Annotated in this window: 12 protein-coding genes and 3 pseudogenes; 3 read left to right on the plus strand and 12 right to left on the minus strand. The window is 72.5% G+C overall.

From position 1 onward, the window contains the following. Positions 1-97: 97 nt before the first annotated feature. From ACGF8A_RS04765 to ACGF8A_RS04785, 5 genes and pseudogenes are all read right to left on the minus strand, one after another. The gene (locus tag ACGF8A_RS04765; RefSeq protein WP_393104228.1) at positions 98-3,154 is read right to left on the minus strand and encodes a BTAD domain-containing putative transcriptional regulator; all 3,057 of its coding nucleotides are present in this window, start codon (positions 3,152-3,154) and stop codon (positions 98-100) included. A 166-nt stretch (positions 3,155-3,320) separates the two neighbouring features. Next, positions 3,321-3,800, minus strand: a complete 480-nt coding sequence (locus ACGF8A_RS04770; protein WP_393104230.1) for a flavin reductase family protein — start codon at positions 3,798-3,800, stop codon at positions 3,321-3,323. A 333-nt stretch (positions 3,801-4,133) separates the two neighbouring features. Further along, complete coding sequence (locus ACGF8A_RS04775; RefSeq protein ID WP_393104520.1) at positions 4,134-4,370, minus strand: hypothetical protein; 237 nt, start codon at positions 4,368-4,370, stop codon at positions 4,134-4,136. A gap of 118 nt (positions 4,371-4,488) precedes the next feature. Then, positions 4,489-4,743 (minus strand): annotated as a pseudogene (locus ACGF8A_RS04780) (4-hydroxyphenylacetate 3-hydroxylase N-terminal domain-containing protein); the annotation flags it as partial. Between the two features lie 101 nt (positions 4,744-4,844). After that, entirely contained in the window at positions 4,845-5,285 is a 441-nt protein-coding gene (locus ACGF8A_RS04785) for an ATP-binding protein (RefSeq protein ID WP_393104232.1), read from the minus strand. 92 nt (positions 5,286-5,377) lie between these two features. On the opposite strand from ACGF8A_RS04785, the gene ACGF8A_RS04790 reads away from it, so the two are divergent. Together ACGF8A_RS04790 and ACGF8A_RS04795 are read left to right on the plus strand one after the other, a co-directional pair. Continuing rightward, entirely contained in the window at positions 5,378-6,226 is an 849-nt protein-coding gene (locus ACGF8A_RS04790) for a helix-turn-helix domain-containing protein (protein ID WP_393104234.1), read from the plus strand. After that, the gene (locus tag ACGF8A_RS04795; RefSeq protein ID WP_393104236.1) at positions 6,186-6,464 is read left to right on the plus strand and encodes a DUF397 domain-containing protein; all 279 of its coding nucleotides are present in this window, start codon (positions 6,186-6,188) and stop codon (positions 6,462-6,464) included. The genes ACGF8A_RS04790 and ACGF8A_RS04795 overlap by 41 nt, the downstream gene beginning before the upstream one ends. On the opposite strand, the pseudogene ACGF8A_RS04800 reads toward ACGF8A_RS04795, so the two are convergent. Further along, positions 6,448-6,954: pseudogene (locus ACGF8A_RS04800) on the minus strand (steroid 3-ketoacyl-CoA thiolase); the annotation flags it as partial. The gene ACGF8A_RS04795 and the pseudogene ACGF8A_RS04800 sit on opposite strands and share 17 nt — an antisense overlap. Position 6,955: 1 nt before the next feature. Between ACGF8A_RS04800 and ACGF8A_RS04805 the strand changes: the two are divergent. Beyond that, positions 6,956-7,381: pseudogene (locus tag ACGF8A_RS04805) on the plus strand (cytochrome P450); the annotation flags it as partial. A gap of 111 nt (positions 7,382-7,492) precedes the next feature. On the opposite strand, the gene ACGF8A_RS04810 reads toward ACGF8A_RS04805, so the two are convergent. The 6 genes from ACGF8A_RS04810 to ACGF8A_RS04835 all read right to left on the minus strand — a co-directional run bounded on the left by ACGF8A_RS04810 (position 7,493) and on the right by ACGF8A_RS04835 (position 13,806). Further along, positions 7,493-7,909 (minus strand): transglycosylase SLT domain-containing protein, encoded by a 417-nt coding sequence (locus ACGF8A_RS04810; protein WP_393104238.1) that lies wholly within the window; start codon positions 7,907-7,909, stop codon positions 7,493-7,495. 259 nt (positions 7,910-8,168) lie between these two features. Further along, the gene (locus ACGF8A_RS04815) at positions 8,169-9,065 is read right to left on the minus strand and encodes an ECF transporter S component (protein ID WP_393104240.1); all 897 of its coding nucleotides are present in this window, start codon (positions 9,063-9,065) and stop codon (positions 8,169-8,171) included. After that, positions 9,062-10,801 carry an ABC transporter ATP-binding protein gene (locus ACGF8A_RS04820; protein WP_393104242.1) on the minus strand — a complete coding sequence of 580 codons (1,740 nt, stop codon included), beginning with the start codon at positions 10,799-10,801 and terminating at the stop codon, positions 9,062-9,064. The genes ACGF8A_RS04815 and ACGF8A_RS04820 overlap by 4 nt, the downstream gene beginning before the upstream one ends. Further along, positions 10,798-11,961, minus strand: coding sequence for a CbiQ family ECF transporter T component (locus tag ACGF8A_RS04825; RefSeq protein WP_393104244.1), 1,164 nt, complete (start codon positions 11,959-11,961; stop codon positions 10,798-10,800). Before ACGF8A_RS04825 ends, ACGF8A_RS04820 begins: the two co-directional genes overlap by 4 nt. After that, a complete protein-coding gene (locus ACGF8A_RS04830) occupies positions 11,954-12,589 on the minus strand; it encodes an SCO2322 family protein (protein WP_393104246.1) in 636 nt (211 codons plus the stop codon). Before ACGF8A_RS04830 ends, ACGF8A_RS04825 begins: the two co-directional genes overlap by 8 nt. Continuing rightward, complete coding sequence (locus ACGF8A_RS04835; protein ID WP_393104248.1) at positions 12,586-13,806, minus strand: prenyltransferase/squalene oxidase repeat-containing protein; 1,221 nt, start codon at positions 13,804-13,806, stop codon at positions 12,586-12,588. Before ACGF8A_RS04835 ends, ACGF8A_RS04830 begins: the two co-directional genes overlap by 4 nt. Between the last annotated feature and the right edge of the window lie 198 nt (positions 13,807-14,004).

A 14,004-nucleotide genomic window follows, 5' to 3' on the forward strand; every position in this document is an offset into this window, starting at 1 on the left:
CAGGGGCGCGGCCGGCGTGCGGGCAGGGGGCCGTCAGCTCTGCGTCCGTCGCGTGCGTTCCGCTCGTCCTCCCGCCGGGGTGAAGGGCGACGGCGTCCTATCGGCGCAGTTGGCTGACGAGGCGGCGGACCTCGCTGGACGGCGCGACGCCGAGTTCCCTCATCCGTGAGACGTAGTGATGGTAGAGCGCCGGCACCGTGTCCTCGCGGCCGCTCGCGCATTCGAGCTGGATCGCGAGCTGCCAGGCCTGCTCGCGGTAGGGATCGTCGCGGAGCACGCGGTCGACCAGGTCCTTCGCCTCACGAAGCCGGTCCAGCCGGTGGGCCAGCCTGGCCGCGTCGACCCTGGCGGACAGCAGGACCTCGCTCACAGCCATGCGGCGCTCCGCGGCCCAGTTCCCCGACACCGTCGCCAGGAAGGGGCCTCGCTCGGCGCTGGCGAGGGCATGCAGGAGCGTCCGGAGCCGGATCTCGCCGTCCTGCCTGCCGGCCTGTGCGACAGTGTCGACGGCCCGCTGGGCCGAGCCCGCCGCCAGTTCCGGACCGACCAGACGGAAGACGTCCCCGTCCTGCGAGGGCCCGAGGTCCGCGGGGAGCGCCTGGCGAAGCCGGAAGAGGGCCTGGCGCAGGTAGCTCCGGCTGGCGGTATCGTCGCGGCCGCCGAAGAGCGCGCCGAGGAGTTCGTCGCGGGTGGCCCTGCGGTCGGGGGTGCCGAGCAGATAGCTGAGCAGTTCCACACTCTTCGTCAGGCGGGCCTGGACCGCCTTCCCGTCGACCGTGAGCGTCGGCTCCCCGAACTCCTCCAGCAGGAGTCGGGGCGCCCTCGCGTTCACGCGCACCGGGTGCCGGCCGGACAGCACGGTGAGGATCTCGTGACACTGCGACATGCGGCTGGACTTGGTGTCCGCCGCCCTGGGCGCGACCGAGGGCGCGTCCGCCAGCGCTGTCAGCAGCAAGTGCTGGGTGCCGTGGGCCGAGGCCGAGCCGATGGCCAGCTCCGCCGTGGCGTCGGACTCGTCCTCCCGGCCGAGCCGCCACTGCGCCTCGGCGAGGTAGACCGCGGCCGTCGGGAGATCGAGGCGGCGGTCTCCTCGCTGCATGCTCAGCAGGCACGCGGACAGATGCTCCCGCGCCTCGGTGTCCCTGCGTTGCAGCAGCAGCGAAAGACCCGTCCAGAGCTGCCATGTCTCGCGCGTCAGGGCGTAGTCCGCGGCGCCGTTGGCGGCCGCCGCCGCCAGTACGCCGTCGGCCCGCCGCCAGTCGCCTTCGAGACGCAGCCACATCTTGGCCTCGGTGAGCAGGCTCATGTTCTGGTACACCTTCGAGCCTGTTGACGCGACGAGGTCCCGCCCCCTCCTGAGCAAGGACCAGGCTTCCTCTCCGCGTCCCACGTCGAGCATGAGGTCGACGGCGTCGACGGCGTGCAGCCAGACCGGCTGTGACGAGGCACGACGAGGCTCGTAGAGGGCCATCGCGGCGTCCAGGCGCCCGGTGGCACGTGACGCGGCGACGACCCAGGGACCGCCGAGGACGGTGCGCCACGGGTCGAAGGAGACCGGGTCGTCGAGTCCGTCGAGGCGACCGCGGACGAAGGCCAGACGCATCAGCAGGCCGTCGAGGGGGCCGGAGGGCATCGTCGAGTACTCCGGGAAGGGCGGCGGTTCCTCGCCGGTCGCGCCCGCGATCAACGAGTCGGCGATGCGCCGGTTGCGGCCGGGTGGCAGCTGGTCGCCGAGGGACCGGGCCTCGGCGACCCGTCCGGAGTGCCAAAGGCTCCAGCACGCCAGGACGCGGGCCTCCTCCGAGCCTGGAGTCCCCGGCTTTGGAAGCCAGTCGTAGCCGTGCCGGTCGATGAACTCGACTCCGCGTCCCCACTGCTCCAGCGCGAGGGCCACGTGCAGGACGACGGATCCGATCTCGGGCGTCGGGGTACGGGCCGACGCGCCCAGCGTTTCGAGCCACCGTGCCGCCTGCGCGAAGTCCATGCGCGCGACCAGGCCCGGGAGGGCGGCGGCGGCCAGCCGCCCGGCCGTCTCCAGGTCGCCGAGCCGGAGCAGCTCGTCCACCGCTTCCTCGCGTGCGCCGCCCTTGATCAGGACGTCCGCGTGTCTGCGACGCACCTCGCCGATCGTCCTGGCGTCCTCCCGTTCGAGGGCCACCCGCAGGAAGTCGCGGAACAGGGGGTGGGGCCTCATGCGCGAGCCGTCGGCGGACCACGTCACCGGCAGATGCCGGCGCCGCAGGCCCGCCATGAGGTGCGCCGCGTTCTCCTGGCCCAGTTCCCGGGCCGCGTCGACCGATATCTCGTCCAGCGGGCTCGTATGGAGCAGGAAGGTCCGTTCCGCCGGGGAAAGGGAGCCGAATATGTTGACGGCGAGGTAGGAGTGCAGTGCGTCGGGGTCCATCTGGCCGGACCGGGTGTCGCGCCGGCCCTTGAACAGGACGCCGGTCACCCATCCCCCCGTCGCGGCCACCGCCTGCCCGGGATCGACGTCGGGGCCGCCGGCCGTTCGCAGCGCGTCGCCCGCCTCCTGGACGTCGAAGGCGAGGTCGGCCTCGACCAGCTCGCCGACCCGGTCGCGCTCGCTGGTCGGGCCGATGTCGAGCGGGACGTCGGCGCGTGAGATCAGGATGAGGTTCGCGTCGGACGGCAGGTAGCGGGCGAAGGCGGACAGCACCGCGGCGCAGCTCTCGTCGGAGGCGACGCGCTCCACGTTGTCGCAGACCACGACGAGCCGGCCGCCCTGCAGGCTTTCGGCGAGCAGTCCGGCCGCCTCACCGATCTGGAGGCCGCCGCTCAGGGCGTCCGAGGCGACACCCGCCGCCCCGGAGACCTTCTCCTCGACGGCCGCCTCGACATAGACGAGCAGACGTCCGGCCGCCTGCTCCGTCCCGTCCAGGGACACCCAGGCGACGGGCCTGCCGAGGTCGCGAAGAGCCAGCACGACCGCGGTCGTCTTGCCGGCGCCCGCGGTCGCGCAGACCTTCACCACCGTGTGGCGGTCGAGGAGTTCGTGGATGCGCCGGCTGAGCCTGCGGCGGTGGACCGTCTCCTTCGCCGGCTCGGGTACGGCGAGTTTGCGTCTGATGATCGTGCGGTGGTGACGGCCGGGCGTCCCGGGGCCGGTCGACCGGCCGGTACCGGATTCAGCCATCGGAGCAACTTCCGAGACGTCCGGGGGAGCAGGCTCCTCTCCTGGCACTCCAGGCCATGTGGTCCGACATCGCCCAACCTCCGCGCTTCCTGGCTCCTGCTGGAGTCTAAGCCGGTTGTCCGAAAAGAGCGCCTGACAAGTCGGGGCGATCGTCCCTAGCTCATGACTAGCTCATGACACCGAACTCGCCCGCGAAGTAGACCAGCGGACGGCTCGCGGATTTGTGCGTGAAGTGCCGTGCGTCGCCGACGAAGATGGTGTGGTCGCCGCCGGGCAGGGCCTGGGAGACCTGGCAGACCACGGTGGCGATGGCGTCCTTGAGGACCGGAACGCCGTGGCTGTCGTCGACGGCCACGCCGGCGAACCGGTCGGGCACCGGCGCGGCGAAGGTGCGGGCCAGGTCCTCGCCGTCCTCGCCGAGGATGTTGACGGCGAAGCGTCCGTGCTCGGCGATCGCGGTGCGGGTGAACAGGTGGTTGCCGACGCACACGATCAACTGCAGCGGGTCCAGGGACAAGGCGGAGACCGCGCTGGCCGTCATGCCGATGGGCGTGCTTCCGGTGCGGGTCGTGATGACGCTGACACCGCTGGCGAGACGGCCCATGGTGGCCCGGAACGCGACGGTCGTGTCGAGGGTCTCAGTCATGGAAAACCTCCGAAAGGGCGGGTGTGGTCCCGTCCACGCCGGCGAAGGACCGGACGGGTCGGGGTGTCTGCTGTCAGATGCGCCGCGGGGGGCCGGGTGGCGGCCCCGCGGGTTCGCGCGCGAAGGTGTGACGGAGCGGGGTGCACGGGTCGCCGACGTGGTGCCGTACGGCGCCGTGCGGGCCCGGGGGTGAGTGCGGCGCCGTGGCTCACGCCCGGGAGCGGCGTCCGGTTCCCGGCCCTCGCTCTCGCCCAGGCCCGTCGCCGGCGGGTGACGCGCTCCGCCGGTGCGTCCGGCCCGCGGGATCCTGTGGGCCGGGCACACCGGAGGCGGTCACGCGTCCTGGGTCTTGATGTAGTCGGGCTGGTCCCTGTCGTCCAGCGAGAAGCCCTGGTTGGCCGCGGCGGCACCGGTGGGGACGGCCCCGGTGGCGACCGGAGCCGCCGAGCCGAACAGCTCCTTCCGCTCGGTGACGGCGCGTGCGGTCATCTCCTCGGAGGTGCCGAGACCGACGGCCTGGCGGGCCAGATCGGTGATGGAGCCGCCGGGGTCGGTCGAGATGCGCTGCATCGTCAGAAGCTTGATGAGGAACAGCGGCGTGCCCTGGAACCTCTCGAACGACCTGAAGCGTCCGGCCCAGTCGCTGAGGAACCGGTCCTGGACGAACTTGAACAGCCGCGCTACGCGGATACAGCCAGCCGATGGGGCGCCGCTTGCCGTCCTCGTCGACGAAGGTGAGGGAATCCTGGTTCCCGGGCTCGTGGTGCAGGTCGTAGAAGCGGGCGGCCTGTTCGGCGTAGCCACGGGTCAGGGGGTGCTTCGTCACATCCTCGATGCGCTCGCCGTCGATGATGACGTTACGCCCGTCACGCAGAGTTTCCAGGTACTCGGAACCGGTCCTCATGGTCACGTCTGCCTCCAGTTCTCCAGGGACGGGGCTCATCGTGGTGGTCACGGCGTTAACACTCCGCGAACAGGGTGTTTATGGTCCTGCGGACGGGCGCCGCCGTGCCGGCTCACGGCGGGGTGCCCGCGGGGGCTCGCTCACCGTGCGCCGGGCCGGCTCTCCGGCGGACCGCACTCGAACCACACGGTCTTGCCCCCCAGGGGCGCCTGATCCACACCCCACTTGTCGACCAGCGCGTCCAGCAGAACGAGCCCCCGCCCGCCCTCCGCGTCCGCCGACAACTCTCGGCGCATGCGCGGATGTTGGGGAGAGGAGTCGGTCACCTCCACCCGCACCCCCGTCCTCAGCCGCAGCACCAGCAGCACACAGCGCCGGTCCCGGACATGCCGTACGACGTTGGCGACCAGCTCCGTCACGCCGAGTTCCACCGCGTCGGTCAGCTCCGCCATCTCCCACTCCGACAGGAGCGAGCGGACGATACGGCGGACATGCCGCGCCGAGTGCTCACCCACGGCGAGGCTCATGCGGTACTGGACGGGACGAGGGGCCAGGTAGGCCGGCGGAATGTATTCGTTCACGCTACGAGGCTGGCCAGCGTTGACTACTGTGGGCAACGGATCGGATACAACCCGTCCCGCTGTGGGCGGAGTTGCGTGAGAGGGGACCGAGCGTGACCCACATCAACGTCCTCGACCCGGGTGCGTCGCCGCTGGACTACTACGGCTACGAACTGCGGCGCCATCGCGAGGCGGCCGGACTGACACAGCGGCAGCTCGGCGAGATCATCAACTACACCGGCTCGCTGGTGGGGCAGATCGAGACCGCGCGCAAGCTGCCGACGCCCGCGTTCAGCGAGCGGGTGGACGCGGCGCTGGGGACGGGCGGTCTGCTCTCCCGGCTGACCGAGCTGGTGCTGCGAAGCCAACTTCCGGCCTGGTTTCAGCAGACGGCGGAACTTCAATCGCGGGCCACGGAGATCTGCTGCTTCGAGATGAACCTCGTGCACGGTTTGGTGCAGGCCGACGGGTATGCGCGTGCGGTGCTCGGCGTGCTGGACCAGACCGACCTCGACGACCGCACAGCCGTCCGACTGGCTCGACAGCACATCTTCGAACAGGCCGAGCCGCCGATCTTCTGGCTCATCCTCAGTGAGGCAGCGCTGTATCAGGAGATCGGCGGCCGGGAGCCCATGCGGCAACAACTCGCCCACCTGTTGTCCTTCGAGGGCAACTCACGGATCAACATGCAGGTGCTGCCGTTCACGGCAGGAGCTCACGCGGGACTGCAAGGCTCGTTCGACATCTATCGCTTTCCAGGCGATCCGGCGATCGTCTACACCGAGGGCTACGGCAGCGGGCATCCGACCGCCAATCCGGACACCGTCAGGGACTGCTCGCTCCGTTACGATCATCTCCAGGCCGCCGCTCTCTCCCTCAGGGACTCGGCGGAGTTGATCCGGCGCGTGATGGAGGAACGCTATGGCGAGCAACGCGATCAAGACGGTGGCCGAGTGGCGTAAGTCCAGCTACAGCGGGGACCAAGGCGGCGAGTGTGTCGAGTGCGCACCTCTCGGTCTGACGTGGCGCAAGTCGACGTACAGCGGTGACCAGGGCGGCAATTGCGTCGAGATCTCCGAATCCTCGTGCGCCACCGTCGCCATCCGCGACTCGAAGATCCCGGCCGGCCCCATACTCACCGTCGCCCCCGCCGCCTTCAACACGTTCATCTCGTGGTCGGCCGCTACAACCGCTGAATGATCGTGCCGGTGGCGAGCGCACCGCCCGCGCACATCGTCACCAGCGCGAACTCCTTGTCCGTGCGCTCCAGTTCGTGCAGCGCCGTCGTGATGAGCCGGGCGCCCGTCGCCCCGACCGGGTGCCCGAGCGCGATCGCGCCGCCGTTGACGTTGACCTTCTCCAGGTCCTGCTCGAAGACCTGCGCCCAGCTCAGCACCACCGACGCGAACGCCTCGTTGATCTCGACCACGTCGATGTCCCTCAGTGACATCCCCGCCTTGCCGAGCACGGCGCGGGTGGCGTCGATCGGGCCGTCCAGGTGGAAGTGCGGGTCGGCGCCGACCAGGGCCTGAGCCACGATCCGGGCCCTCGGCCTCAGCTTCAGCGCACGCGCCATGCGCTTCGAGGCCCACATGATGGCCGCCGCCCCGTCCGAGATCTGCGAGGAGTTGCCGGCCGTGTGCACGGCCGTCGGCATGATCGGTTTCAGCCCCGCCAGCGCGTCGGCCGACACGCACCCCGGGCAGTGGGACCTCTACAAACGTGAGCGGCCCTCGACGGCCGCCGAGGAGATCGTGCGCTGGGCGACGCCGGTGGTGTCCTTCCAGCGGACGGCGACGCAGGACACCGAGCTGGGCGGCAAGCTGATTCGCAAAGGTGACCGGGTCGGCATCTTCTACTCCTCGGCCAACCACGATCCCGAGGTGTTCGACAGGCCGGACGTCTTCGACATCACCCGGGACCCCAACCCCCACCTCGGCTTCGGCGGCGGTGGCCCGCACTACTGCCTCGGCAAGTCCCTGGCCGTCCTGGAGATCGACCTCATCTTCAACGCCCTCGCCGACGCCATGCCGAACCTGCGGCTGGCGGGGGATCCCCGGCGTCTGCGCTCGGCGTGGATCAACGGTGTGAAGGAGCTGCGGGTCAGCGCGGGCTGAGCACACAGACGGCGGCGGCCCCGGGGATCGGGGGCCGCCGCCTGCTTCGGGGCTGGGTTCTCGGCACCAGCCGATGCTGTGGGTGCCGGTCGCCGGCGCGGTGGGGCCGGCTCAGTACCAGCCGTTGGCCTGCCAGAAGTTCCAGGCGCCGACCGGGCTGCCGTAGCGGGACTTCATGTAGTCCAGGCCCCACTCGATCTGGGTCTGGGCGTTGGTCTTCCAGTCGGAGCCGGCGGTGGCCATCTTGTTGCCGGGCAGGGCCTGGACCAGGCCGTAGGCGCCGGAGGACGCGTTGGTGGCGTCGACGTCCCAGCCGCTCTCGTGCTCGACGATCTTGCTGAAGGCCTTGTACTGGGTGGCGTCCGGGATCATCTTCTTCGCGATCGCCTGGGCCTGGGTGGGGGTGGCGGCCGGCGCGGCGTGGGCCGGGGCGGCGGAGAGCGCCATGCCGGCGGTGGCGGCGGCGACGGCGACACCGGTGAGGGCCTTCTTCGGGGCGGCGATGCGGCGGAGAACGGAGGCGGACACAGGCGAACCTTTTCGTCGGGGACGGGGTGTCGCGGCAGGCCGGAACCACACGGTGCGTGGTGGGGGATGCCTGGGTGCCGTGACCCTGTGGGCCGGTCGGCGCCCTGCGACGTCATCCAGAGAAACAGCCGAGCGGAGTGTCCGCAATGACCCCTTTTACTAGTTGCGGCCGCATCCGAGTCGAAAGTCCCTCGTGTGACGTGGCTCTCATCGTGCAGGTCAGAGGCCATAATGCGGCGTGCATGACAGGCTTTCGGATCTACGAACGGGGATCGTTGGTGACGTAGGTCATGTGGGGTGGTTCACCGCCCGGGTGACCGTCCGTGCGTGCGCCCGCATCATCCGGTGACGCCGAGGGCGGGTCGAATGTGACCGGCGTCTCGAAGGCGGCCCGGCGGGTGGCCCGGCGCAGCGCCTTCAGGACGGCCGGGCCGAGGGTGACGGTGAGGACGACCGTGACGACCGCCCGGCCCAGGTCCCAGCCGAGGGACGTGGCCAGGCAGTACGCCAGGAAGCGGGCCAGGTTGGCGGCGACCGGCGCGTCCGGGTCGAAGGCGATGTTCGAGGCGAGCGCGCCCATGAAGGGCCAGCCCGCGAGATTCATGATCGTGCCGTAGGCGAAGGCCGCGAGAAAGCCGTAGCAGGCCAGCAGGAGAAGCTCGGCGCGGCCGCGGAGGCGGTCCGGCGCCGGGAGCAGACCCGCCGCCATCGTGAACCAGCCCATCGCCAGCATCTGGAACGGCATCCACGGGCCCACCCCGCCCGTGAGCAGCGCCGACGCGAACATCGTGATCGCGCCGAGCACGAAGCCGAAGCCCGGCCCGAGGACCCGCCCGCTCAGCACCATCAGGAAGAACATCGGCTCGATGCCGGCCGTGCCCGCGCCGATCGGCCGCAGCGCCGCGCCCGTGGCCGCGAGCACACCGAGCATCGCCACGGCCTTCGGGCCCAGCCCCGACTCCGAGATCGTCGCCGCGACCACTCCCATCAGGAGGACCAGCAGACCCGCGAAGAGCCACGGCGCGTCCTGGGCGTGGGCCGCGACCTGGGAGGTGGGCGGGGCGAGGAAGGGCCAGAAGAAGGCGGCGGCACCCACCGCGCTGGTGAGGGCGAGCGCGACGAGCGACCGGGGGCCGAGGCGGACGGGACCGGTCACGACAGGGCCTCCCGGACCTGGGGCACCGTGAGCCAACGCTGCGGGGCAAGGATCTTGGTGACCTGCGGGGCGAACGACGGGGAGGAGACGACCACGTCCGCCGTCGGTCCGTCGGCGATCACCTCGCCCTCCGCCAGCAGGATCACGCGGTGGGCCAGCTCGGCGGCCAGTTCCACGTCGTGGGTGGCGAGGACGATCGCGTGGCCGTCGCTCGCCAGCTCGCGCAGAAGCGTGACCAGGCGCGACTTCGCCGCGTAGTCCAGGCCCCGGGTCGGTTCGTCGAGGAGCAGGAGCGGGGGGCGGGCGGTGAGGACGACCGCCAGCGCGAGGGAGAGGCGCTGGCCCTCGGAGAGGTCGCGGGGGTGCGTGTCGTCGGGGATCCCGGGGAGCAGCTCGGACACCAGCGCCCGGCACGTCCCGGCGGCGGCGCCCGCGTCGGCGTCGGCGGCCGCGCACTCGGCGGCGACCGTGTCGGCGTAGAGCAGATCGCGCGGCTCCTGCGGTACGAGGCCGACCCGGCGCACCAGCTCGGGGGGCGTCGTGCGGTGCGGGGTCACGTCGCCGACACGGACGCTCCCGGACGACGGCCGGACCAGGCCGACCAGTGCGGAGAGCAGCGTGGACTTCCCGGCGCCGTTGCGGCCCATGAGGGCGATCGTCTCGCCCGGGGTGATGGTGAGGTTGATGCCGGTGAGGGCTTGGATGCCGGCGCGGGTCACGCAGAGCGCTGCCGCTTCGGCCGTGTGCGGGGGAACCGGGGTCGTGGGGGTGCGGCGGAACCAGCGGCGATGGGGGGTGCGTGAGGGCTCGGGGGGCGCGGATTCCTCGCGGGTGCGGGTGGTGTCCGGCTGGTCGCGCCCACGCGGCGGCAGCCGCAAGTCGATTGCAGCCCCGCGCCCCTGCTCGGCGATGTCGTCCCGTTCCTTGAGCCGTTCCCGGAGTTCCGCCGCCCGGCGGCGTGCGGCGCGGACCGTCAGGGGCAGCGGGTCCCAGCCCGCCAGGCGGCCCAGGTCCACCACCGGTGGGTACACCGGGGACACGGCCATCATCGCGGCCGGGGTGCCGAGGCGCGGGGCCGCGCCGGGGGCCGGCAGGAGGGCGACCCGGTCGGCGTACTGGACGACCCGCTCCAGACGGTGTTCGGCCATCAGGACCGTCGTACCGAGGTCGTGGACCAGGCGCTGGAGGACGGCGAGGACCTCCTCGGCGGCGGCCGGGTCGAGCGCCGAGGTCGGCTCGTCGAGGACGAGGACACTCGGGTGCGGGGTGAGCACCGAGCCGATCGCGACGCGCTGCTGCTGGCCACCGGAGAGGGCGGCGATCGGGCGGTGGCGCAGATCGGCGAGGCCGAGCAGGTCGAGCGTCTCCTCGACACGGCGGCGCATCACGTCCGGGGCGAGACCCAGCGACTCCATGCCGTAGGCGAGTTCGTCCTCGACGGTGTCCGTGACGAAGTGGGAGAGGGGATCCTGGCCGACGGTGCCCACGACGTCGGCCAGTTCGCGCGGCTTGTGGGTGCGGGTGTCGCGGCCGGCCACCGTGACCCGGCCGCGCAGGGTGCCACCGGTGAAGTGCGGGACCAGGCCGCTGACCGCGCCGAGCAGGGTGGACTTGCCGACGCCGGACGGGCCGACGAGGAGGACGAGTTCGCCTTCCGGGACCTCGAAGTCCACGCCGCGCACGGTGGGTTCGGCCGCGCCGAAGTAGGTCACGGAAACGTCCTCGAAGCGGATCATGACGGTTCCTCGGGTGGTGCGGTCAGGAACGCCGGGAGCAGGCCGAGGAGTACGGCTGCCGCGGGCCAGAGGGGGAGCGTGGGGGCGACCAGCGGAATCACGCCCGGGTGCAGCGCCGCGGGGTCGACGGAAGCGGCGAGGGCGAGCAGGGCGGCCACCGCGGCGCCGGAGACGGCGACCAGGCAGGAACGGGCGTTCCAGGTGCCGGGGCGGTAGCGGGTGCGGGGGGTGCGACGGCCGCCCAGCCGCAGGCCGGCGAGCGCGGCGGCCAGGCCGGTGAGCAGGACGGGCAGACCGTAGGTGCCGCCCGCGGCGGTGAGCAGGCCGTACGTTCCGGCGCAGACGCCGAGCAGGCCGGTGAGCGTGAGGGCGGCGGTCGTACGGCGGACCGCGGGCGGGACCTGCGCGGTACGGCCGTAGCCGCGGGCGTCCATGGCGGCGGCGAGGGCGACGGAGCGTTCCAGGGCGCCTTCGAGGACGGGGAGGCCCACCTGGAGCAGGCCCCGTACGCCCCGGTCCGGGCGGCCGCGCAGCCGGCGGGCGGCGCGCAGGCGCTGGACGTCGGCGATGAGGTGCGGGGCGAAGGTGAGGGCGACGACGACGGCCACGCCCGTCTCGTAGAGGGCGCCGGGGAGGGACTTGAGCAGGCGGGTGGGACTGGCGAGGGCGTTGGCGGCGCCGACGCAGATCAGGAGCGTGGCCAGTCTCAGGCCGTCGTAGAGGGCGAACACGAGGGTCTCGGCGGTGACCCTGCCGCCCAGGCGGATGCCCTGCGCCCAGTCCGGCAGCGGGACTTCGGGGAGCGTGAGAAGGGTGTGCGTGCCCGGCAGGGGCGAGCCGAGGGCGACGGCGAACAGGAGCCGGACGACGAGGACGGCGAGGGCCAGCTTGACGAAGGCGCCGTAGGAGCGGGCCCACGGGGTGTGAGGGCGGCGGGTGGTGACGACGTAGGCCGTGACCGCGACGAGGAGGGCGAGCAGGAGCGGGTTGGTGGTGCGGGTCGCCGCGGTGCCGAGGGCCAGGGACCAGAGCCACCAGGCGCCCGGGTGGACGGGTGCGCCCCGCCGGTGCGGGGGAGCCGGGGCACCTTCCGGCACCGGGTGGGACCGGCCGCGCCCACCCCGGCCGGCGGCGCCCCGGTGGCGGTCCGTGTCAGTCATGCCTGCGCCGGCGGGCCTGCCAGCCGGCCGCCGCGCCCAGTACCGCCACCGCGGCCAGCCCGGCGACCACGCCCAGCGACGGGCCGCTGCCGCTCTCCTCCCCGGACTCCCGCGCCGGCTTCCGCTCCGCGGAGACCTGCTCGCCGCAGCCCTTGTGCGGGTAGCCCGAGATGGCGCACAGCAGGGCGTTCGTGTCGTAGCGCAGGGGCTTGGCCACCGCCGCCAGGGCCTCGGCCGTCGTCGCGTCGGGGGCGACCTGGGCGCAGGCCGTGCGGGCGGGCGGCGGGGTTTCGCCGGAGGGGGCGTCCGGCGCCGTACCGAAGTCGATGACCAGGGCCACCCGCTTCCTGCCGTCCCGCGCCGGGGTGTCGGCGCAGATCGTCGCGAAGTCGGCCGTGCCGCGCGGCTGGGACGCGTCCTGGGAGTCCTCGCTGACGGAGAAGCGGAAGCCCTGGACGTCGCCGTCGGCGGGGCGCGCGGTGGCGGGGCCCTCGGTGGCGTACGTCCACGCGTCGCCGCCGCGCTCCCAGAACGACCAGTAGCGATAGCCCGCGGCCTGCGCCTGGCCGGTGTTCAGCAGCGGGAACAGCGCGGCCAGGAGCAGGGCGGCGATACGGCGGAACCTCACGGCTGCTGCCTCTTGTTGCGGCCGCTGAGCAGGAAGCCGATGCCGATGCCGACGACGAGGAAGACACCGACGTACCACCACACGCCGAAGGCGGTGCCCTCGTCCTTCGCCTCGTCCTTGGCCTCGTTCTGCGTCTCGGCCCGGTCCTTGGGCAGGGCCTGCGGCGCCGGGCCCGTCGCGTTGAGCCGGCTGACGAGGTCCGTGCCGCCGAACTCGCGCGGGTCGGCGCCGGCGGCGTGGGCGGCGAGGATCAGCTGGGCGTAGGCGGCGGGGCCGCTCTGTTCGGCCCAGGCCGTCGCGTTCTGCTCCAGCCAGGTCAGGGGCTTCTTCGCCTGCTCGGCACCGCCCTGCGCGGCCAGCGCGACCACCGCGTCGGCGGTGTTGCCGTAGTCGGGCTGGTCCTCGGCGCCGGCGAGGGCGGAGGTGAGGTGGCCGTCCTTGGCGAGGGTCTTGGCGAGGTGGGCGGCGCCGTTGGCGGCGGCCTGCTCGGGAGTGCCGGCGTCGGCGCACTCCGGCTCGGCCTTCTTGCCCGCCGCGGCCGCCAGGCCCTGGCCCAGCGAGCCCAGGACGGCCGCCGCGGTCGCGTCCGCGTTCGCCGCCAACTCGCCCTTCTTGCCGGGCTGGTAGGCGAAGGCGCCGCCGTCCTTCGCGTCGCAGGGTATGGCCAGCTTCAGCAGGGCGTCGTAGGGGGACTTGCCGTCCTTGACGACGGCGTCCGGCCTCTCGCCCGCCGCCGCGAGGGCGCCGACGACGACGGCGGTGGAGTTGGCGTCGCTGGGGCCGCCGGGGGTGTAGCCCCAGCCGCCGTCCTCGTTCTGCACGGACTTCAGCCAGTCGACCGCCTTGCCGGTGGCGGCGTCGTGGTCGCCGAGCGCGGCGAGGGCCTGGACGGCGGCGGCCGTGCTGTTGGTGTCGACCATGGTCTTGGCGTCGCAGTCCTTGCCGGGCTCGGCCCGGAAGGCGGCGAAGCCGCCGTCGTCGCACTGCTGCCGGGCCAGCCAGTCCGTGGCCTTCAAGGCGGGCTTGACGCCCACGGTGTCCTGGGCGAGCAGGGCGAGCGACTGCCGCCAGACGCCGTCGTAGGTCGGGTCGGACGTGCCGTACAGCCCCGAGGGCAGCGACGGGGAGGGGCTCGCGGCGTGGGCGGCCGGGGCCGAGGCGGCACCGATCACTGCGGTGACGGCCAGGGCCGTGGCGCTGCGGCGGACGACGTTCATGATCGGCGGGTGCCTCTCCCTGCGGGGAGCCGCGCAGCACGGGCACCCCCGGGCGGCTCGGCTCCGTATACCTCGACGGTGCCGTGCACCCGCCGGTTGCCGGTGCACTTGAGCCGGTCACGTTTCCGTGCGGGGTTGGTCCGGCTCACAGCTTCGGCTGCTCACGGTGGGGGTACCGCCCAGGCCTTTGAGGCACTG

Source organism: Streptomyces sp. NPDC047706 (genome assembly GCF_043204795.1).
Lineage (GTDB): Bacteria > Actinomycetota > Actinomycetes > Streptomycetales > Streptomycetaceae > Streptomyces.